The sequence below is a fragment of the Rhodococcus sp. 1R11 genome (genome assembly GCF_004563845.1).
Lineage (GTDB): Bacteria > Actinomycetota > Actinomycetes > Mycobacteriales > Mycobacteriaceae > Rhodococcoides.
Genome location: NZ_SPNG01000012.1, coordinates 84870 through 105815 on the forward strand (window position 1 = coordinate 84870; position 20946 = coordinate 105815).

Below are 20946 nucleotides of genomic sequence, written 5' to 3' on the forward strand. Positions count from 1 at the left end.
CCCTATGACTTCCACCCTCGAAAGACCAGCTTCGGTAGGGAAATTGGTCGATCAGTTCGAGCTCGGTCTCGATGCTCCGATTTGTTTGACGTGGGAGTTGACCTACGCCTGCAATCTGTCGTGTGTGCATTGTTTGTCGTCGTCGGGTCGTCGCGATCCGCGTGAGCTCAGTACCGAGCAGTGCAAGTCGATCATCGACGAGTTGCAGAAGATGCAGGTGTTCTACGTCAATATCGGTGGCGGTGAGCCGACGGTCCGCAGCGACTTCTGGGAGTTGGTCGACTACGCGACTGCGCATCAGGTGGGGGTGAAGTTCTCCACTAACGGGGTCAAGATCGACAAGAAGGTGGCGGCGCGCCTGGCGGCGTCGGATTACGTCGATGTGCAGATCTCCATCGACGGGGCGACGGCGGAGGTCAACGATGCGGTGCGTGGTCCGGGGTCGTTCGATATGGCGTGCCGGGCGTTGGAGAATCTGAAGGAGGCCGGGTTCCGGGATGCGAAGATCTCGGTCGTCGTCACTCGCCATAACGTCAGTCAGCTCGACGATTTCAAGGCTCTCGCCGACAAATACGCTGCGACACTGCGCATCACACGACTGCGGCCGTCGGGACGAGGTGCGGACGTATGGGACGATCTGCACCCCACGGCCGGTCAGCAGCGCGAGTTGTACAACTGGCTCGTCGCCAACGGGGAAGGTGTGTTGACGGGCGATTCGTTCTTCCACCTCTCGGCGTTCGGTGACGCTCTGCCGGGGCTCAACCTGTGTGGTGCGGGGCGGGTGGTGTGTCTGATCGACCCGATCGGCGACGTGTACGCCTGCCCCTTCGCCATCCACGAGAACTTCCTCGCGGGCAATATCGTCCGAGACGCGACAGACGGTATGGGCGGATTCCAAACCGTCTGGCAGACCTCGGAATTGTTCCAGGAACTCCGCTCACCGCAAACCTCGGGTGCCTGCACCAAGTGTGCCCATTTCGATGCGTGTCGCGGCGGGTGCATGGCGGCGAAGTTCTTCACCGGTCTGCCGATGGACGGTCCGGATCCCGAGTGCGTCATCGGTAACGGTGAGATGGCGTTGGCGGCGGCGGGGGAGATCCCCAAGTCCAGTGTCGATCATTCGCGTACCGGTCAGCGCAAGACTCCCCGTAAGTCGGTGCCGTTGACGTTGATGATGCGTCCACCGACGAAGATCTGCGACGAAAACCCGCTCGCAGGAATGGAACAGGGAGCGTAGTCATGGCGAAGAGTGCGTGGTTCGAGACTGTTGCCGAGGCGCAGCGGCGGGCGAAGAAGCGTCTACCGAAGTCGGTGTATGCCGCGCTGGTGGCAGGCTCCGAGCGTGGGTTGACGATCGACGACAACATGTCGGCGTTCGGTGAGCTCGGGTTCGCCCCGCATGTGGCGGGGTTGTCGGACAAGCGGGATCTGTCGACGACGGTGATGGGGCAGCCGCTGTCGTTTCCGGTGATGATTTCGCCGACGGGTGTGCAGGCAGTGCATCCGGACGGTGAGGTTGCGGTGGCGAGAGCTGCTGCGGCGCGGGGTATTCCGATCGGATTGTCCTCGTTCGCGAGCAAGTCCGTGGAGGAGGTCGCTGCGGCGAATCCGCAGACGTTCTTCCAGATGTACTGGGTGGGTTCGCGTGAAATATTGCTGCAGCGGATGGAGCGGGCCCGCGCCGCGGGAGCAGTCGGGTTGATCATGACGCTGGACTGGTCGTTCTCCAACGGCCGCGACTGGGGTAGCCCGTCGATCCCGGAGAAGATGGACCTCAAGGCGATGGTGCAATTCGCTCCCGAGGGCATCATGCGTCCGAAGTGGTTGTGGGAGTTCGCCAAGACCGGCAAGATCCCGGATCTGACGACCCCGAACCTGACCCCGCCGACCGGTGGTCCTGCGCCGACGTTCTTCGGAGCGTACGGGGAATGGATGGGGACTCCGTTGCCGACGTGGGAGGACGTGGCATGGCTGCGGGAGCAGTGGGGTGGGCCGTTCATGCTCAAGGGTGTGATGCGCGTCGACGACGCCAAGCGGGCCGTCGACGCCGGCTGCACGGCGATCTCGGTGTCCAACCACGGTGGCAACAACCTCGACGGCACCCCGGCACCGATCCGGGCGTTGCCGGCGATCGCCGAGGCCGTCGGCGAACAGGTCGAGATCACCCTCGACGGTGGCATCCGGCGGGGTAGTGATGTGGTGAAGGCGTTGGCGTTGGGTGCTCGTGCGGTTCTGATCGGGCGGGCGTATCTGTGGGGTCTGTCGGCGGGCGGTCAGGCCGGTGTGGAAAACGTGCTCGACATCCTGCGCGGCGGAGTCGATTCCGCTGTCCTGGGGCTCGGGCACACCTCGGTGCACGACCTGTCACCGTCGGATGTGGTCATGCCGCTCGGATTCGACCGAAAGCTGGGTGTGTGAGCGAGTGGTTCGAGACTGTCGCCGAAGCGGAACGCCGCGCGAAGAAGCGATTACCGAAGTCTGTGTATTCGGCGCTGGTGGCGGGATCCGAACGCGGCATAACCGCCTCGGACAACACCGCCGCGTTCGCCGACCTCGGGTTCGCTCCGCATGTGGCGGGGTTGTCGGACACACGTGATCTGTCGACGACGCTGATGGGGCAACCGCTCTCGTTCCCGGTGATGATCTCCCCGACGGGTGTGCAGGCCGTGCACCCGGACGGTGAGGTCGCCGTCGCCAGAGCTGCAGCGGCGCGCGGTATTTCCATGGGGTTGTCGTTGTTCGCGAGCAAGCCCATCGAGGAGGTCGTGGCGGCGAATCCGCAGACGTTCTTTCAGCTGCATTGGGTGGCTTCGCGGGAGTTGTTGGGGCACATGCTCGATCGCGCACGTGCAGCCGGTGCGGTGGGTCTGATCGTCACGATGGATTGGTCGTTCTCGGAGGGCCGGGACTGGGGGAGTCCGGTAATACCGGAACGCCTCGACGCGCGGGCGATGCTGCGGCTGGCTCCGGAAGGGTTGGTCCGTCCACGGTGGCTCGCCCGGTGGGCGCGGTCGGGGACGTTCCCGGATCTGACGGCACCGAATCTCGCCGAGCCCGGAAAATCAGCGCCGACGTTCTTCGCCGCGTACCGGGAATGGAAGTCCACTCCGCTGCCCACGTGGGAGGACATCGCGTGGCTACGCGAGCAGTGGGATGGGCCGTTCATGCTCAAGGGGATTTCGCGGGTCGACGACGCGCTCCGGGCCGTCGATGCCGGTGTCACCGCGATCTCGGTGTCCAATCACGGTGGGAACAATCTCGACGGTTCCCCAGCGTCGATTCGTATGTTGCCGGCGATCGCCGAGGCGGTGGGGGATCAGGTGGAGATCACCCTCGACGGTGGGATCAGGCGGGGAAGTGATGTGGCGAAAGCACTGGCGCTCGGTGCGCGGGCCGTGTTGATCGGGCGGGCGTATCTGTGGGGGTTGGCGGCGAACGGTCAGTCCGGGGTGGAGAACGTGCTCGACATTCTGCGCGGCGGCCTGGACTCCGCGGTCCTCGGTCTCGGACATGCATCGGTACACACTCTCGGACCCTCCGACGTCGTGACACCACCCGACTTCGCTCGGGCAGATCAGCTCCCCGGTTCGGGAGATCCGACCATCCTGGCAAAGAGCGGATCGGAGCTCGGAATACAGAACCGAGGAGCTGATCAAGACCTGCTGAATCCCTCGAGCATGCCGGTGTAGCGCTTGGGCGGCGGAGCCGCGAACTCGCCACGCTTGCCGGTGCCGAGTCCCAGGGTGACGAGAGACTGCACGAACAACGTTCCCGCTGCGACCCCGTCGACGACGGGTACGCCGATCTCAGCCGAAATATGTTGGCAGAGGTCGGCCATACCTGCGCAACCGAGCACGACGGCATCGCTGCCGTCCGTCTCCACCGCGATGCGGCAGGCCTCGGTGACGATCTTGCGAGCGTCGGGGTCGGTCTCGAGATCGAGGACGGGCAGATCGCACGCGTGAATGCCGAGGCACTGCCGTCCGAAGCCGTAGTGGTTCGCCAGATCCTGCGCCCGTCCGATAGTGCGTCCGAGTGTGGTGACGACGCTGAAACCGCGGCCGAGAAAACTCGCGGCATGCATGGCCGCCTCCGCGATCCCGATGACGGGCCCCGACGCGAGCTCCCTGGCCGCGTCGATGCCCGGGTCGCCGAAACAGGCGATGACGTAGCCGTCGACCCCGGCGGCCTCACCGCGGGCGATCTCGGCGAGAATGCCTGGGACGCTGAGGGCTTCGTCGACATGGCTTTCGATCGACACCGGCCCCATGGATGGGCTGACCGCATCGACGACCGTGCCCGGGCCGACTACGGCCCGGGCACAGTCACCGATCGTTGCGGTCATCGAACTCGTGGTGTTCGGATTGATGACCTTGATGAGCACGTGCGAGATCCTATGCTTTCACTGGAGTGTCGAAGTTGGTGACGGCCAGCTTGGTCCGCGTTGCGAGATAGAAGTACATCGCGAATCCGATGCCGCACCCGATGAACCAGCTGTACTTGGACGCCGTCGACATTCCGGCGATCTGCATGCCGTCGATGGCTCCGTTGAACAGCACGGTGAACATGGCCACCAGCGCGCCGACGATGGTGGAGTACACCGCGGCCGGGTTGTATCCCTTGGAGTACCAGTACAGACCCGTGGTCGACATCGAGAACAGTTCGTCGACGACGACCTTCTGCTTGCGGACGAGGTAGTAGTCGGCGATCAGAATGCCGAACAACGGTCCGATGAATGCGCCCAGAGTTTCGAGGGTCAGGTGGATGACGTCGGGGTTGTTGTACAGGTTCCACGGGGTGATCAGCACCGACCCGATAGCGGCGATCATTCCGCCTGCGCGCCAGCTGATGCGCTGCGGGCTGACGTTGGAGAAGTCGAACGCAGGGGAGATGAAGTTCGCGACGATGTTGATGCCGATGGTGGCGATCGTGAACGTCAGTGCGCCGAGAACGATGGCGAAGGTGCTGTCGATTCGAGCGACGGTCTCGACCGGGTCGGTGATCAGCTCACCGAACACGGGGAGCGTCAACGACGCCGTGACGACCACCAGGATCGAGAAGACCAGGAAGTTGACCGGGAGGCCGAGGAAGTTGCCCTTCTTCACCGCGGCGTAGGACTTGCCGTAGCGGGAGAAGTCGCCGAAGTTGAGCATGGGGCCGGAGAAGTAGGAGACCACGAGTGCGATGGCTCCGAGCATCACCGGAATCGAGCTCAGACCCGTGTGCTCGACCTCGCCGAGGTTGAGATCGATTGCGCCCCAGCCGGCTTTCCAGATCAGGTAGCCGCACAGCATGAACATCACGACGTAGACGGCGGGCCCGCAGAAGTCGATGAACTTGCGGATCGATTCCATGCCGCGCCAGAAGACCGCTGCCTGGACGACCCAGAGGAACAGGAAGCTGGCCCAACCGAGCAGGGACAGACCGGCGAAGCCGTAGTCGGCGGTGACGGCGTACGGGGCCAATGACGGGAACAGCTTGATCAACACGATGTCGAGCGCTGCCGATGCCAGGAAGGTCTGGATGCCGTACCAGGCCACGGCGATCAGTCCGCGGATGATGGCGGGGATATTGGCACCGAGTACTCCGAACACGCTGCGGCAGATCACCGGGTAGGGCACCCCGGAGACCTGGCTCGGCTTGGCGACGAGGTTGCAGAAGAAGTACACGATGGTGATGCCGACGAGCAGCGCGATCAGCACCTGCCAGCTCGCCAACCCGAGTGCGAAGAGGCTGCCGGCCGTGACGTAGCCACCCACCGAGTGCACGTCGGACATCCAGAAAGCGAACAGGTTGTAGGAGGTCCAGCTCTGCTTCTTCAGCGGAGCGAGGTCTTCGTTGGTCAACCGCGGGTCGTAGCTGTCCTTGATCAGGCCTCCGCCGACGGGATGGCCCGCGGCTTCCACGAGATCTCCCGTTTGGGCGGGACCGTGCGCTGTATCTGTCATCGATGCTCCTGACGGCCGGGCAATGAATGGAACGTGTGAATGGGGAAAAGCTAGCGGCGAAGTATTGCGCCCTCGTGACGTGAGCGATATATCTTCAGCGGGGTGTTTCGGCGGGTGGGTCGGCGAACAATCCGTGATCGTTCGACAATGTCGAAATGACCGAATTGAGACGCGTGTGATGGTGCTGAGCAGCGCGCAACAGTGCGTCGGAGTCGCGATCGAGGAAGGCAGCGATCATGTCGGCGTGGTCGTCGTGCAGTGACGCGCGATCCGATCCGGCGACATGCACCATCGGTTGCACGGGTTCGGTTATGTTCCAGGCGGATTCGAGCATGTGCAAGAGTCGGTGCATCCGCGAAGGCCGGGTCAGTGACAGGTGGAATTCGCGAGAGAGGCGGTGGTACTCGCGTGAGTCGTCCTCGGTCAACGAGGCCTCGAGCTGCCGGTTGATCTCGATCAGATGCGCGCGATCGGAATCGGTGGCCAGGTCTACCGCGATCGGAAGTGCAGCAGTTTCGAGAACCTCACGCACGATGTACATCTCGCGCAGTTCTGCCGCTGTCAGCTGTGCCACCCGGTAGCCGAGATTGGGTCGATGGTCGACCAATCCCTCGCCTATCAGAGTCTTCAGAGATTCGCGTACCGGAATGCGGCTCACGCCGAACAATTCCGCGACTTCGTCGATCGGAATGGGTGTATTCGGGGGAGCGTCACCGGCAAGGATGACGCGTCGGAGCTCGTCCAGAATTGTCGGCTGCGGGCCGCCCGGTGTCGAGATGGACAATTGCGAGAGCAATATCGACCGACGGCGGGGTGGCACGAATCGAAGATTATCGGCCGTGTGTTTCGTCCGCGTGACGGCTCGGTTCCGTCCGATAGCATCTGCACTCATGGCCACGGACACCCTCGGTACCCAGTACTGGCCGGACATCGTCGGACCCAAGCTCCTCGTGGTTCCGGTCGGCTCGCTCGAGCAACACGGGCCGCACCTGCCTCTCGACACCGATACCCGCATCGCCGACGCCGTCGCGCGAACCGTTCCGAACGCTCTCGTGGCACCCGCGCTGGCGTACGGCTCCAGCGGCGAGCACGAGGGTTTCGTCGGCACCGTGTCCATCGGATCCGCCGCGCTCGAGGCGTTGTTGGTGGAGTACGGGCGCTCCGCGTGTCGGTGGGCAGAGAAGGTCGTCTTCGTCAACGGCCACGGCGGCAACGGCCCCACCCTGCGCTCGGCGGTGACGTTGTTGCGTTACGAGGGGCGCGACGTCGTGTGGTTCCCGTGCTCGGTGCCGGGAGCGGACGCGCATGCCGGACGCACCGAAACATCGCTGCTGCTGCATCTTTCGGCCGATGTGGTCGACATGACGAAAGCGGCACCGGGAAACACCACCGAGATCGCGGCTCTACTGCCCGAGCTGCGCGCCGGTGGCCTGGCCCCGGTCACGGCCAACGGTGTGCTCGGCGATCCCCTCGGGGCCACCGCCGAGGAGGGACGGCTCATTTTCGAGCAACTGCGGGAACGCGTGCTGGGTGCGGTGCGGAGATGGAGTCCGTCCCCGCACGGCGTCATCGTGTGAGCGAGCGCGGTACAGAACCGGCGGAAAGCCTGTTCGAGGCCTCGAACCGAAACGGGGAGCAGGTATGTTCCGACCGATTTACCGGGTGGCCGACACACCGACGGTTTGTCCGCTTACGATGCCCTGATGGGTGAAGGTCGGTTGCCTGACGGCTTCGGGGTGCGAGTGGATCCACGCGTACGCACATTCTCCGAGGGACGCGTTCTGATCGGTGGTTCACCGATGCGGATGCTCACGTTGGCACCGACGGCAGCGGCGATGATCGGTGACGGTTTCATCGAGGTGACCGACTCGCAGTCCGCCCTCGTGGCGCGCAAACTGCTCGACTCGGGGGTGGGCAACCCGCGGCCCATGTCCATCCCGTCGCCCAGCGATGTCACCGTCGTGGTGCCGCTGAAGAACAACGAGGCCGGGCTCGCGCGGCTGATCACGGCGATGCACGGGATGCACGTGATCATCGTCGACGACGGCTCCGACATCCCGGTGGCGGTTCCTGCGGTGTCGTGGAGCGTGGGTAGCGTGACCGTGCTGCGGCACGAGACCTCACGCGGGCCGGCTGCCGCTCGCAACACTGGATTACGTTGTGCTACAACGGATTTCGTAGCCTTTCTGGATTCGGATGTGGTGCCGCGCAAGGGGTGGCTCGAGGTCATGCTCGGGCACTTCTCGGATCCGGCGGTGGGCTTGGTGGCACCCCGAATCGTCGCCCTCGAGCCCGAGGGCAGCGCACTGGCCCGATACGAGCACGCCCGCTCCTCGCTCGACCTCGGACGCAAGGAAGCAGCAGTGCGCGCAGGGAGCGCGGTGTCGTACGTACCCAGCGCCGCGATGTTGCTTCGCCGGTCTGCTGCGGTGGAATGCCACGGGTTCGACGAGTCGATGCACGTGGCCGAGGACGTCGATCTGTGCTGGCGTCTGCAGGAGGCGGGCTGGCGACTGCGCTACGAGCCCGTCGCTCACGTGGCGCACGAGCACCGCGTCGACTTCGTCGAGTGGTTCGCCCGCAAACTGTTCTACGGCACCGGTGCCACGCCGTTGTCCGCGCGTCATCCGGGCATGGTGCCGCCGATTGCGATGTCGCCGTGGACTTTGGTGACCTGTCTTCTCGCCGCCTGCCTGACGCGTATCGGTGTGCTCGGTGCCCTGGCCAGCTTCGGCGTCACGGTCGTTCGGTTGCGCAAGATGTTCGTCGGCCTCGATCAGCCCACCCGCATCGCGGCCGTTCTCGCCGCCGAGGGCTTCGTGGCGGGGTTGTGGCAACTTGCCTCGGCGCTGTGTCGACACTATTGGCCGATCACGTTGCTCGCGGTGTTGTTGTCCAGCCGTATTCGGAAAATCGCGCTCGGTATGGCTGTGGCAGAGGCGTGTTCGGATTGGTACAAGCATCGCGAACTGGGCGGGCTCGATCCGATTCGGTACATCTTCTTCAAACGCGCCGACGACATCGCGTACGGAACCGGGCTGTGGAGCGGCGCGCTGTCGGCTCGTTCCATCGAGGCGTTGAAGCCCCGCCTGGACGGCTGACCCGTGCGCCTGGAAAGCCGGGCCGACGATGAGGGGAGTCCACTCGACGCCAACGCCAACGCCAACGCCAACGCCGACGTCATCGTCGTCGGGGGTGGGTCGTGCGGCTGCGTTGTCGCGGCGCGACTGAGCGAGAATCCCGACCGCTCAGTTTTGCTGCTCGAAGCCGGGCCGGCATCTGCGGGGGTCGACGACATTCCGCGCAGCCTGGGCGACTCGACGACGCTCCCCATCGGTCCGGACAGCCGGTGGGTGGGCCGCTACACCGCCGAACTCACCCGCGACGTCACGCGCACGGTGACGCGAGGCCGAGTGCTCGGTGGATCCGGTGCCGTCAACGGTGGCTACTTCGTCCGGGCGATCCCCGCCGACTTCGAGGCGTGGCCACAATCGAACTGGTCGTTCGATCAGGTGCTGCCGTTCTTTCGTCGTTCCGAGACCGATCTCGACATCGATGCCGCCGGCGGTACCGGCGTCGACCGTCGATGGCACGGATCGGACGGGCCGATGCCGATCACCCGACCACCCGCGCGGGCCTGGCATCGGCTGACGGCCGCGTTCGTGGACTCGGCGACGAACGCCGGGATCGGCTATCGCGAGGACCTGAACGCTCCCGATGCGGGGGCGGGCGGGGTCGGTGCTGTTCCCTCGAACGTTCTGGGCGGGACACGGGTGAGCGCGGCCCGGGCATACCTCCTGCCGAATGCCGACCGGACCAACCTTCGTGTTCAGGGTGATACGACAGTCGTGTCGTTGAAGTTCAAGGGCAGCAAAGTGATCGGGGTGGAGATCGTTGTCGGCGGAGTGCGCAGAATCGTCCGAGCCGATACCGTGATCGTGGCGGCCGGGTCCGTGCACACGCCCGCGCTGCTGATGCGGTCGGGTATCGGTGACCCCGAAAATCTTGTCCCGCTGGGTATCTCGATGGTGGTCGACAGTCCGGGTGTGGGTCGCGGATTCTCCGACCACCCCGAGGTCGCCGTTCCCCTCGTTCCGAAACGTTCCCCCGAACATTGCCCCGATGATCGGTTGTCGTGTCCGCTCGAGGCGGTGCTGCATGCGGGCGACGTGGAAATCCGGCCGTACACGAGGCGGTTCGACGAATTGATACCCGGACTGGACGTGGGGCCGCACTCGTTCGGCGTCGGTCTGATGCGTTCGACCGCGCGAGGACGCATCACGTTGCGCACGGCGGACGCGTTCACTCCTCCCGCGGTGAACTACCACTACCTCGAATCGGAACAGGACCGTCGGGCGATGCGAGACGGGGTCGAACTCGCCGTGGATCTGCTCCGATCCCCGGCCATGGCGTCGGCCGTGGACGTCCCCGCCATCGCCGATCCGCTCGCGCCACTCGGTACGTCGTTGCACCTGTCCGGGAGCGCCCGAATGGGGCCCGAATCGGATCCGGGGTCGGTTCTGGACGACCATTGTCGGGTGCGTGGGGTCGACGGCGTGTACGTCATCGACACCTCGGCGTTCCCGGTAGTGCCCAGCAGAGGGCCCCACGCAACGGCCGTCATGTTCGCCGAGCGGGCCGCGGCGCTGATCGATCGGCACGATCGCGGCGCGTAAGGCGTAGCGTTCGTGGTCTGGGGACCGTTCAGGTTCCCCAACAGATGGGTTTCTGCCATGTCGGACAAATCGCCCCGCAACACGATGACCAAGAAATCCGGCAAATCACTCAAGGACAAGCGCGCCGACAAGCGAGCGAAGTCGAGTGGAGACACCAGCAACGACATCATCACCTCCGCCGTCAAGAAGAAGTAGCCGGTCGTCGTCGACGGGACCGGCCCCGGTCGCACCCGTCGACAGCGGCTGTATCCTTGCCTGTGAGCTGGGTTACAACGATGTGGACAGGTCACGGAGGAAGCGTCGAATGGCAAGCCGATCGGACAGTGGCGGCAACCCCTGGGTCGCAGTGCGCCCCGGTGAGGATGTCACTGTGCTGGCGCGCCAAATGTCCAGTGCCCATCAATCTTTCGTCGACGACATCCGTACACACGGCTCGGCGGTGCGGTCCGTCGTGCTCGACTCGTGGATGCGAAGTCGAACCAAGGGTGTCGACCCGGACGGTGGTAGTCAGGCACCGGCCCTGAGTGGTCCGGACCTCGACCGCTACCGCAATGGGCATCCGATGGCACTCATCCGCCCGGTGATTCGCAAACTGCTCGTCGAGGACGCCTCCGACACCGGTCTGCTCGTCGCAATCTCGGACGCGGAGGGCCGCCTGTTGTGGGTCGAGGGCGATTCCTCGGCCAAGGACCGCGCGCTGACGATGGATTTCGCCGAAGGTGTCGACTGGAGCGAGGAGAGCAAGGGGACCAACGCGCCGGGAACGGCACTCGCCGTCGATCACAGCGTGCAGATCTTCGCGTCCGAGCACTTCTCGCGATCGGTCCACGAATGGAGTTGCTCGGCAGCACCGGTGCATCACCCCACCAGCGGCCACATCCTCGGAGCCATCGACATCACCGGCGGGCCGCGGGTGGCCGTACCCGAGGTGCTCTCGCTGGTGCGGGCCACCGTCGCAGCCGCCGAGTCCGAGTTACGTCTGCACCTGTTGAACTCGCCGAAATCGTTGGGCGATACCGCTCCTCGTCTCGAGGTCCTCGGATCCGGCCGGCCCGGAGTGGTACGCGGCTCCGGCCGAACACCTCTGTCTCAACGGCACGCCGAGATACTGCTGTTGCTCGGCGATCATCCGGAGGGGCTCAGTTCGGACCATCTCGCCGTCCTGCTCGACGAGCAGGAACTGGACTCGGTGACCATCCGCGCAGAGATGTCGCGGCTGCGTAAGTCTTTCGGCACCGCAGGCCTCGCATCCCGGCCGTATCGATTGGTCGGCGAGTTGTCCTCCGATGTCGGCGACATCCGACGTGCCCTGGACCGCGGCGACGTCGAGGCGGCTCTGCGGATCTACACCGGACCGGTGTTGCCCGGCTCGTCCGCACCCGGCATCGAGGAGATTCGCGAAGAATTGCGGTCTCGTATGCAGGCTGCACTGTTGCGGCTGGGGGATCCGGTGTTGCTCGCCCAGTGGACCTCCTCCATTCACGGTCGATCCGACGTGATCGCATGGGAGGCCTATCGCGCCACGCTGAGCCGCGATTCCGCGCTCTACGGCCAGGTCAGCGCACGTATCGATCTCCTCGACCGCGATCTCGGAGTCTGACGCACCCGTCGCGGCGGTGCCGTCGGAGTGACGGCAACGTAGTTGCAACGTTGCACCCCCTAGTGTCCTGAATCACACACCGCATCAGCAGTGCAGCACGTGTCGATCAGGAGGATTTTCAATGTCCGTCTATGCCCGTCCAGGTACCGCCGATTCCGTCATGTCGTTCCAGGCTCGCTACGACAACTGGATCGGCGGCGAATGGGTGCCACCGGTCAAGGGCCAGTACTTCGAGAACCCGACTCCGGTCACCGGTGAGAACTTCTGCGAGGTCGCCCGTTCCACGTCCGAGGACATCGAACTCGCCCTCGATGCTGCGCACGCCGCCGCTCCGGCCTGGGGCAAGACGTCTGCGGCCGAACGCGCCGTGATCCTCAACAAGATCGCCGACCGTATCGCCGAGAACCTCGAGTCGATCGCTCTGGCCGAGTCCTGGGACAACGGCAAGCCGATCCGCGAGACCCTCAACGCCGACATCCCCCTCGCGGTGGATCACTTCCGGTACTTCGCCGGCTGCATCCGTGCGCAGGAAGGCTCACTGTCCGAGATCGACAGCGACACAGTCGCTTACCACTTCCACGAGCCGCTGGGCGTCGTCGGACAGATCATTCCGTGGAACTTCCCCATTCTCATGGCCGTCTGGAAGCTCGCGCCCGCGCTCGCTGCCGGTAACGCCGTGGTGCTCAAGCCCGCCGAGCAGACTCCCGCCTCGATCCTGCACCTGATCTCGATCATCGGCGACCTCCTGCCCCCGGGCGTGATCAACATCGTCAACGGATTCGGTGTGGAGGCAGGAAAGCCGCTGGCGTCGAGCCCGCGCATCGCCAAGATCGCCTTCACCGGCGAGACCACCACCGGCCGCCTGATCATGCAGTACGCGTCGCAGAACCTGATCCCGGTCACGCTCGAACTCGGTGGCAAGAGCCCCAACGTCTTTTTCTCCGACGTGCTCCAGGCCAACGACGACTACCAGGACAAGGCCCTCGAAGGCTTCACGATGTTCGCCCTGAACCAGGGCGAGGTGTGCACCTGCCCGTCGCGTTCGTTGATCCAGGCGGACATCTTCGACGAGTTCCTCGCACTGGCCGCGATCCGCACGAAGGCTGTGCGGCAGGGTGATCCGCTCGACACCGAGACCATGATCGGTGCCCAGGCGTCCAACGATCAGCTCGAGAAGATCCTCTCGTACATCGAGATCGGCAAGGGCGAGGGCGCACAGGTCGTCACCGGCGGCGAACGCGCACAGCTCGGCGGCGACCTCAACGGTGGTTACTACGTGCAGCCGACGATCTTCACGGGCAAGAACGACATGCGCATCTTCCAGGAAGAGATCTTCGGACCGGTCGTGTCGGTGACGTCGTTCAAGGACTACGACGACGCCATCGACATCGCCAACGACACCCTCTACGGACTGGGCGCAGGCGTCTGGTCCCGCGACGGCGGCGTTGCCTACCGGGCGGGCCGCGACATCAAGGCCGGCCGAGTGTGGACCAACACCTACCACCAGTACCCCGCGCACGCCGCGTTCGGCGGATACAAGCAGTCGGGTATCGGTCGCGAGAACCACAAGATGATGCTCGATCACTACCAGCAGACCAAGAACCTGCTCGTGAGCTACGCCCAGAAGGCGCAGGGCTTCTTCTGATGGAGAACGCTCGGCCGCCCGCGCGGCTGAAGACAACCGCCGAGGCGATGGATCTTCTCCGTCGCCTCGGCGGTATCCACGGCGAACTGATGATGCATCAGTCCGGCGGATGCTGTGACGGCTCGTCGCCGATGTGTTATCCCGCAGGCGAATTCATCGTCGGCGATCGCGACGTTCTGCTCGGGTACATCGACCTCAGACTCGGAGTGGGCGAGATCGCCCAGGACCTTCCCGAGGGTGTCGACGGTGTGCCCGTGTGGATCTCGGGTTCGCAATTCCAGGCGTGGAAGCACACCCAACTCGTACTCGACGTGGTGCCGGGTCGCGGCGGCGGATTCTCGCTCGAATCGCCCGAAGGAGTTCGTTTCCTGAGCCGAGGGCGCGCCTACACCGCGGAAGAGAACGAACTTCTCGCCGCGCATCCACCCCTCGTCGGAGTCGACTGGGAAGAGGGCCGACGACCGCCGGTACCCGACGACCCACCCGTGGTCGCCGAGGCCGTCGACGCCTGTCCTGTGCCGGGGATGCTCCAGGGCTGAGTGCGGCTGCGCCGCAGTGGTGCGGTTATGTGCCGCCTGTGGCACATAACCGCACCACTGCGCGCAGCGCATACAGTGCGAACGATGAAGAGTTCATCGAAGCCGCCCGCCGGTGACGGCGGCGACAGCCTGCGCACAGTGGTGATCGCGTTCGTCGCCAACCTCGGTGTAGCCATTGCCAAAACGTTCGCGGCGGTGTTCACCGGGTCTGCGTCGATGGTCGCCGAGGCCGCGCACTCCTGGGCCGATACCGGCAACGAGATCTTCCTGCTCGTCGCCAATCGGCGCGGGGCGCGCGGCCCCGACGATCGCCGCCCGCTCGGGTACGGACGAGAGACGTATTTCTGGTCGACGCTCGCCGCGATCGGTTTGTTCGTCGCCGGCGCGGCGGTGTCGGTGTGGCACGGCATCACTTCTTTGCTTGCCGGCGAGTCCAGCAGTGAGAACTACCTCGTCGCCTACGTCGTGCTTGCCATCGCCTTTCTGCTCGAGGGCGTGTCCTTCCTGCAGTCGGTACGGCAAATACGCGGCGAGGCCGCGCAATACGACAAGGACTTTCTCGATTACGCGTTGGAGACCTCGGATCCGACGCTGCGGGCAGTGTTCGCAGAGGACAGCGCGGCTCTGATCGGCATCGTGATCGCCGGTGCGGGAATCGGTTTGCACCAACTCACCGGTTCGGCGGCATTCGATGCCATCGGCTCGATTCTGGTAGGCGTTCTACTCGGGATCGTGGCGTTCGTGTTGATCGATCGAAACCGCCGATTCCTCACCGGGGAGCCAGGATCGAGAGCATTATGGAACGCGGTAGTACAGCGAATCGAGCAACTCCCCGAGGTGGCGTCGGTCCGGTTCGTTCGCATCGAGTTCGTCGGTCCCAAACAGATCTACGTGGTGGCGAGTGTCGATCTCGTCGGTGATTTCGCTGAATCACGCATCGCGCACACGCTCCGGCGGCTGGAGCGTGAGCTGGAAACCAACAGAGCTGTGGTGGACGCAGTACTGACAGTCGCAGAACCGGACGAGGGAGATATCGGTGATGTGAATGCGGTTGCACAGCAGCCGTAATTCGCCCGTCATTCATCGATGACACCCCGCTTACATCACGGACCTATCGTGAACCGGTTCGCGCGCCCCACACACCCGAATGGGCGTCCCCTCGCGAGTGACCTGGTACGAGAGGCTTGCAATGTCCGTGAAAGATCCACAGTCGCCTCACCCGAAGTCCGGTTCCCACGACAGTACTGCGGCTCATGTCGAGGGCGGTGACTATCTGGCCAAGCGGACTCTGAAGAAGGGGACGGCGGGTTGGGTGCTGCTGGCCGGCCTCGGTGTCAGCTACGTCATCTCCGGCGACTACTCCGGCTGGAACCTGGGCCTGGCCGAGGGCGGCTTCGGCGGTCTGCTCATTGCCGCGATCCTCATCGCGGGCATGTACCTGGCCATGGTTCTCGGGATGGCGGAGATGTCCTCGGCACTGCCCGCGGCAGGCGGCGGCTACACCTTTGCCCGTCGTGCGCTAGGGCCATGGGGTGGATTCGCCACCGGCACAGCGATTCTCATCGAGTACGCCATCGCGCCTGCGGCAATCGCGACGTTCATCGGTGCCTACGTCGAGTCGCTCGGGCTGTTCGGCATCACCGACGGCTGGTGGGTCTACCTGTTCGTGTACGCACTGTTCATCGGTATCCACCTGTCCGGGGCCGGTGAGGCACTGAAGATCATGTTCGTCATCACCGGCATCGCGTTGGTGGGGCTCATCGTGTTCGCCGTCGCCGCGATCGGGCAGTTCGACGCGAGCAACCTCACCGACATCGCACCGACCGACGCGGCCGGAGCCTCGGGCTTTCTACCGTTCGGGTATCTCGGCATCTGGGCTGCAGTTCCGTTCGCCATCTGGTTCTTCCTCGCCATCGAAGGCGTCCCACTCGCCGCCGAAGAGGCCAAGGATCCGACCAAGAACGTGCCCCGCGGCATCATCGCCGCCATGGGTGTTCTGCTCGTGACCGGTGCCGTCGTGCTGTTCCTGGTCACCGGTGCCGGCGGAGCCGACGCCGTCAAGGAATCCGGGAATCCTCTCGTGGAGGCGCTCGGTGACGGCACGGCGAGCAAGATCGTCAACTACATCGGCCTGGCAGGTCTGGTCGCGTCGTTCTTCTCGATCATGTACGCGTACTCACGTCAGCTCTTCGCGCTCTCTCGCGCGGGGTACCTGCCGAAGACACTGTCCATCACCAACTCTCGTAAGGCCCCGACTCTCGCATTGATCGTGCCCGGCATCATCGGCTTCCTGCTCTCCCTGACCGGCCAGGGCGGAATGTTGCTTAACATGGCCGTGTTCGGCGCGGCACTGAGTTACGTTCTGATGATGGTCAGCCACATCGTGCTTCGCCGTCGGGAGCCGAACATGGACCGCCCCTACCGCACGCCGGGCGGCATCGCCACCACCGGATTCGCCTTGGTCGTCGCAGCACTCGCCGTCGTCGCCACCTTCGTCGTCGATTCCACTGCGGCACTGTGGTGTCTGGCAGTGTTCGTCGCGTTCATGGCCTACTTCGGCATCTACAGCAGACATCATCTGGTCGCCAACTCGCCCGACGAGGAGTTCGCCGCACTGGCCGAGGCCGAGGCCGAACTGGAATGACGATCTACACCCAGCAGGTATCCGGGACCACCTACACGTTCGACGGTCTGGTCGACCTGATGGCCAAGGCGACGCCGCTGCGATCGGGTGACGAATTGGCCGGCTGCGCGGCCGAATCCGATGCCGAACGGGCTGCCGCGCAGTGGGCGTTGTCGGAGGTCTCCCTCGATGTCTTCCTGCACGATCTGCTCGTTCCGTACGAAACCGACGAGGTCACCAGGCTCATCATCGATTCGCACGACCGCATCGCGTTCGGGGCCGTCTCGCACCTGACCGTGGGAGGTCTACGGGATTGGCTGCTGCAGGTGACCGCGGGGCCCGATGCGGCCGCGACACTGCGATCGGTCGCGGCCGGACTGACACCCGAGATGGTCGCGGCGGTCAGCAAGATCATGCGGAATCAAGATCTGATCGCGGTGTCTCGGGCCGCGCAGGTGACGTCGGCGTTCCGGACGACGATCGGCCTACCCGGAACTCTCACTACCCGTCTGCAACCCAACCACCCGACGGACGACCCGCGTGGCATCGCCGCGGCCACACTCGACGGGCTGCTCCTCGGGTCGGGTGACGCGGTCATCGGGATCAATCCCGCGACCGACTCACCTCAGGCCACCGCCGACCTGCTGCATCTGCTCGACGAGATTCGGCAGCGCTTCGAGATACCGACGCAGTCCTGTGTGCTCTCGCACGTGACGACGACGATGGAATTGATCGACAAGGGAGTTCCGGTCGATCTGGTGTTCCAGTCCATCGCGGGCACAGAGGGTGCCAATTCGAGCTTCGGCGTGAACATTCCGTTGCTCCGTGAGGCCAACGAGGCGGGTAGATCGCTGCACCGCGGAACCGTCGGGAACAACGTCATGTATCTCGAAACGGGTCAGGGTTCGGCGCTGTCGGCGGGAGCGCACATCGGCACCGGCGACCGGCCCGTCGATCAGCAGACCCTCGAGACGCGTGCGTACGCCGTAGCCCGCGATCTCGAGCCGCTGCTGATCAACACCGTCGTCGGATTCATCGGGCCGGAGTACCTGTACGACGGCAAGCAGATCATCAGGGCAGGCCTCGAAGATCACTTCTGCGGCAAGCTCCTCGGACTGCCGATGGGAGTGGACGTCTGCTACACCAATCACGCCGAGGCCGATCAGGACGACATGGACACGTTGCTGACGTTGCTCGGCGCGGCCGGCGTCGCGTTCGTCATCGCAGTGCCGGGAGCCGATGACGTCATGCTCGGCTACCAGTCCCTGAGCTTCCACGATGTGCTCTACGTGCGACAGGTCCTCGGTCTGCGGCCCGCCCCGGAATTCGAGTCGTGGCTCTCGCGACTGGGGATGGCGGACGCCGACGGTCGAGTTCTCGACGTCGATGCCGCGGGATCGCCGCTGCGGGCTTTGATGAGTGCGCAATGACAGACACATCAGGAGCAGTGCCCGCGGAACGACCCGAGGCAGAGTTCTGGGGTGAGTTGCGGGCGAGTACCCAAGCTCGGATCGGTCTGGGGCGCATCGGCGATTCGTTGCCGACCACGCGGGTGCTCGAGTTTCGCTCGGCGCACGCCGCCGCCCGAGATGCGGTGCATATGCCACTCGAGGTCGACGAGTTCGTGCGTCAGGTGGAGGAGGTGGGGCTCGGTACACCGTCGGTGGTGACGTCGCTGGCCACGAGCCGGGCCGAGTATCTGCGTCGTCCGGACCTGGGTCGTCAGCCGAAGGACCTGTCGGCGATTGCACATTCGGAGGACGAGATAGGCATCGTGCTGAGCGACGGATTGTCTCCCCGGGCCCTGGCCGATCACGGTGTCGCCATGGTGGAAGCGTTGAAAACCGAACTTGCCGAACGGTATTCGATTGCTGCTCCGGTCGTTGCGACCGAGGCCCGAGTGGCGCTCGGTGATCACATCGCGGCGGCGATGGGAGTGCGGACGGTACTGGTTCTCATCGGGGAGCGACCCGGCCTGTCCGTCGCGGACAGTCTCGGCATCTACTTGACGCACCTCCCCAAGCCCGGTCGTACCGACGCCGATCGCAACTGCATCTCCAACATCCACCCGCCCGAGGGTCAGGGGTACGCGCAGTCGGCCCGCATCGTGGCAGGTCTGCTGGCCGGAGCCAGGAAGCTCGGACGGTCCGGCGTCGCGCTCAAGGACACTTCGCGCGCCGAGGTGCTCGAGGCCGCGGACGTCATCACGCTGGAGTAGGACCCCCATTCGGGGGTGGCCGGCCGTGACCGGCATCACTACCGTGAGGCTCATGGACAGTTACGCCCGCGGCGCTTCGGACACAGCGATACTCGACGACACGATCGGCCGAAACCTGCATCGCACCGTCGAGCGGCACGCCGATCGCGATGCCCTCGTCGATGTCGCATCGGGCAGGCGGTGGACCTACTCGGAGTTCGCGGCGGACGTCGAGTTGTTGGCGGCGGGGCTCCTCGTGGCCGGTGTGCACGTAGGCGATCGAGTAGGGATCTGGGCACCGAACTGCCCCGAATGGACGCTGGCGCAATATGCGACGGCGGAGATCGGGGCGATTCTGGTCAACATCAATCCGGCGTACCGCTCGCACGAGCTGCAGTTCGTGTTGAGACAGGCGGGTGTATCGGTGCTGTTGTCGGCCACCGAGTTCAAAGGGTCCGACTACACCGCCATGATCGACGAGGTGCGACCGGAGGTGACAACTCTGCGCGAGGTCCTCTTCATCGGGAGCATCCAGTGGGAAGCAATGACCGATCGAGGGCACCGAGCGTTGGCGAAGACTCCGCAGATGGTCGCCGACGTGTCGAGCACACTTCGCCCGGACGACGCGATCAACATCCAATACACCTCGGGTACAACGGGTTTCCCGAAGGGTGCGACGCTCAGTCATCGCAACATACTGAACAACGGCTTCTTCGTCGGCGAGCTGTGCCATTACACCGAGAACGACAGGGTCTGCATTCCGGTGCCGTTCTACCATTGCTTCGGCATGGTGATGGGCAATCTCGCGTGCACGTCGCACGGAGCAACGATGGTCATCCCCGGTCCCGCGTTCGACCCGGTGGCGACCTTGACGGCCGTGGCCGATGAGAAGTGCACCTCGCTCTACGGCGTACCGACCATGTTCATCGCCGAGTTGGCACTGGAGAACATCGGCGAATTCGATCTGAGCAGCCTCCGTACCGGAATCATGGCTGGATCACCGTGTCCCACCGAGGTGATGAAGCAGGTCATCGAACGCATGGGAATGACCGAGGTGTCCATCTGTTACGGCATGACCGAGACGTCGCCGGTGTCGTTGCAGACTCGCAGCGACGATTCGATCGAGCAGCGCGTGTCGACAGTGGGCCGAGTAGGGCCTCATCTGGAGGTGAAGATCGTCGACCCGGTTCTCGGTGAGACGGTGCCTCGAGGTGAAGCGGGTGAACTGTGCACCCGTGGCTACTCGGTGATGATCGGTTACTGGGAGCAGCCCGACAAGACCGCGGAGGCGATCGACAGCGACGGGTGGATGCACACCGGCGACATCGGGGTCATGGACGGTAACGGCTACGTCGCGATCACCGGGCGTATCAAGGACATGGTGATTCGCGGCGGTGAGAACATCTATCCCCGCGAGGTCGAAGAGTTTCTCTTCACGCACCCCGACATCCTCGACGCTCAGGTGATCGGTGTGCCCGACGAGAAGTACGGCGAGGAATTGATGGTGTGGATCAGGATGAAAGACGATGCTGCGCCGCTCGATTCGGCCGCGATACGGTCATTCTGTGACGGTCGGCTGGCACACTACAAGATCCCGCGCTACGTGCACGTGGTCGACGAGTTCCCGATGACCGTCACCGGCAAGGTGCGCAAGGTCGAGATGCGTGAACGCGCGCTCGGTTTGATCTGAACCCAGCTCTTCGGCTGACATACTGACG

General features: G+C 64.5%; 18 protein-coding genes. 15 read left to right on the top strand and 3 right to left on the bottom strand.

Annotated elements, in window-relative coordinates:
• The first annotated feature begins 4 nt into the window (after positions 1-4).
• From mftC to mftD (E4P29_RS20325), 3 genes are read left to right on the top strand one after another with little or no spacing between them, the layout of a single operon-like run.
• Positions 5-1237, top strand: a complete 1233-nt coding sequence (gene mftC, locus E4P29_RS20315) for a mycofactocin radical SAM maturase (protein ID WP_135046953.1) — start codon at positions 5-7, stop codon at positions 1235-1237.
• A 2-nt stretch (positions 1238-1239) separates the two neighbouring features.
• The gene (gene mftD / locus E4P29_RS20320; RefSeq protein ID WP_135046954.1) at positions 1240-2418 is read left to right on the top strand and encodes a pre-mycofactocin synthase MftD; all 1179 of its coding nucleotides are present in this window, start codon (positions 1240-1242) and stop codon (positions 2416-2418) included.
• Positions 2415-3689, top strand: a complete 1275-nt coding sequence (gene mftD, locus E4P29_RS20325; protein WP_135046955.1) for a pre-mycofactocin synthase MftD — start codon at positions 2415-2417, stop codon at positions 3687-3689. Before mftD (E4P29_RS20320) ends, mftD (E4P29_RS20325) begins: the two co-directional genes overlap by 4 nt.
• On the opposite strand, the gene E4P29_RS20330 is transcribed toward mftD (E4P29_RS20325), so the two are convergent.
• The 3 genes from E4P29_RS20330 to E4P29_RS20340 all read right to left on the bottom strand — a co-directional run bounded on the left by E4P29_RS20330 (position 3653) and on the right by E4P29_RS20340 (position 6768).
• Positions 3653-4384, bottom strand: coding sequence for an aspartate/glutamate racemase family protein (locus E4P29_RS20330; protein ID WP_135046956.1), 732 nt, complete (start codon positions 4382-4384; stop codon positions 3653-3655). The two genes, mftD (E4P29_RS20325) and E4P29_RS20330, sit on opposite strands and share 37 nt — an antisense overlap.
• Positions 4385-4394: 10 nt before the next feature.
• A complete protein-coding gene (locus tag E4P29_RS20335) occupies positions 4395-5948 on the bottom strand; it encodes an NCS1 family nucleobase:cation symporter-1 (protein ID WP_135046957.1) in 1554 nt (517 codons plus the stop codon).
• Between the two features lie 94 nt (positions 5949-6042).
• Positions 6043-6768, bottom strand: a complete 726-nt coding sequence (locus E4P29_RS20340) for a GntR family transcriptional regulator (RefSeq protein ID WP_135046958.1) — start codon at positions 6766-6768, stop codon at positions 6043-6045.
• A gap of 70 nt (positions 6769-6838) precedes the next feature.
• On the opposite strand from E4P29_RS20340, the gene mftE reads away from it, so the two are divergent.
• From mftE to E4P29_RS20395, 12 genes are all read left to right on the top strand, one after another.
• Positions 6839-7525, top strand: a complete 687-nt coding sequence (mftE, locus tag E4P29_RS20345) for a mycofactocin biosynthesis peptidyl-dipeptidase MftE (RefSeq protein ID WP_135046959.1) — start codon at positions 6839-6841, stop codon at positions 7523-7525.
• 126 nt (positions 7526-7651) lie between these two features.
• On the top strand, positions 7652-9049 hold the full coding sequence (mftF, locus tag E4P29_RS20350) for a mycofactocin biosynthesis glycosyltransferase MftF (RefSeq protein ID WP_135046960.1): 1398 nt from the start codon (positions 7652-7654) through the stop codon (positions 9047-9049).
• A gap of 81 nt (positions 9050-9130) precedes the next feature.
• Positions 9131-10624, top strand: a complete 1494-nt coding sequence (gene mftG, locus E4P29_RS20355; RefSeq protein WP_245154430.1) for a mycofactocin system GMC family oxidoreductase MftG — start codon at positions 9131-9133, stop codon at positions 10622-10624.
• Between the two features lie 57 nt (positions 10625-10681).
• Positions 10682-10819 (top strand): hypothetical protein, encoded by a 138-nt coding sequence (locus tag E4P29_RS26015; RefSeq protein ID WP_167326762.1) that lies wholly within the window; start codon positions 10682-10684, stop codon positions 10817-10819.
• A 109-nt stretch (positions 10820-10928) separates the two neighbouring features.
• A complete protein-coding gene (locus E4P29_RS20360; RefSeq protein WP_027496283.1) occupies positions 10929-12224 on the top strand; it encodes a transcriptional regulator in 1296 nt (431 codons plus the stop codon).
• A gap of 121 nt (positions 12225-12345) precedes the next feature.
• Positions 12346-13869, top strand: a complete 1524-nt coding sequence (locus tag E4P29_RS20365; RefSeq protein WP_135046961.1) for an aldehyde dehydrogenase family protein — start codon at positions 12346-12348, stop codon at positions 13867-13869.
• A complete protein-coding gene (locus tag E4P29_RS20370) occupies positions 13869-14408 on the top strand; it encodes a DUF779 domain-containing protein (RefSeq protein WP_209205476.1) in 540 nt (179 codons plus the stop codon). The genes E4P29_RS20365 and E4P29_RS20370 overlap by 1 nt, the downstream gene beginning before the upstream one ends.
• An 84-nt stretch (positions 14409-14492) precedes the next feature.
• Positions 14493-15476 carry a cation transporter gene (locus E4P29_RS20375; protein ID WP_135046962.1) on the top strand — a complete coding sequence of 328 codons (984 nt, stop codon included), beginning with the start codon at positions 14493-14495 and terminating at the stop codon, positions 15474-15476.
• A 121-nt stretch (positions 15477-15597) separates the two neighbouring features.
• Positions 15598-17052 (top strand): ethanolamine permease, encoded by a 1455-nt coding sequence (gene eat, locus E4P29_RS20380; protein WP_135046963.1) that lies wholly within the window; start codon positions 15598-15600, stop codon positions 17050-17052.
• The gene (locus tag E4P29_RS20385; RefSeq protein WP_135046964.1) at positions 17049-18461 is read left to right on the top strand and encodes an ethanolamine ammonia-lyase subunit EutB; all 1413 of its coding nucleotides are present in this window, start codon (positions 17049-17051) and stop codon (positions 18459-18461) included. Before eat ends, E4P29_RS20385 begins: the two co-directional genes overlap by 4 nt.
• Positions 18458-19249 carry an ethanolamine ammonia-lyase subunit EutC gene (gene eutC / locus E4P29_RS20390; protein ID WP_135046965.1) on the top strand — a complete coding sequence of 264 codons (792 nt, stop codon included), beginning with the start codon at positions 18458-18460 and terminating at the stop codon, positions 19247-19249. The genes E4P29_RS20385 and eutC overlap by 4 nt, the downstream gene beginning before the upstream one ends.
• 52 nt (positions 19250-19301) lie before the next feature.
• Positions 19302-20918: an AMP-binding protein gene (locus E4P29_RS20395; RefSeq protein ID WP_209205477.1), complete on the top strand. Its 1617-nt coding sequence runs from the start codon at positions 19302-19304 to the stop codon at positions 20916-20918.
• Positions 20919-20946: the final 28 nt, after the last annotated feature.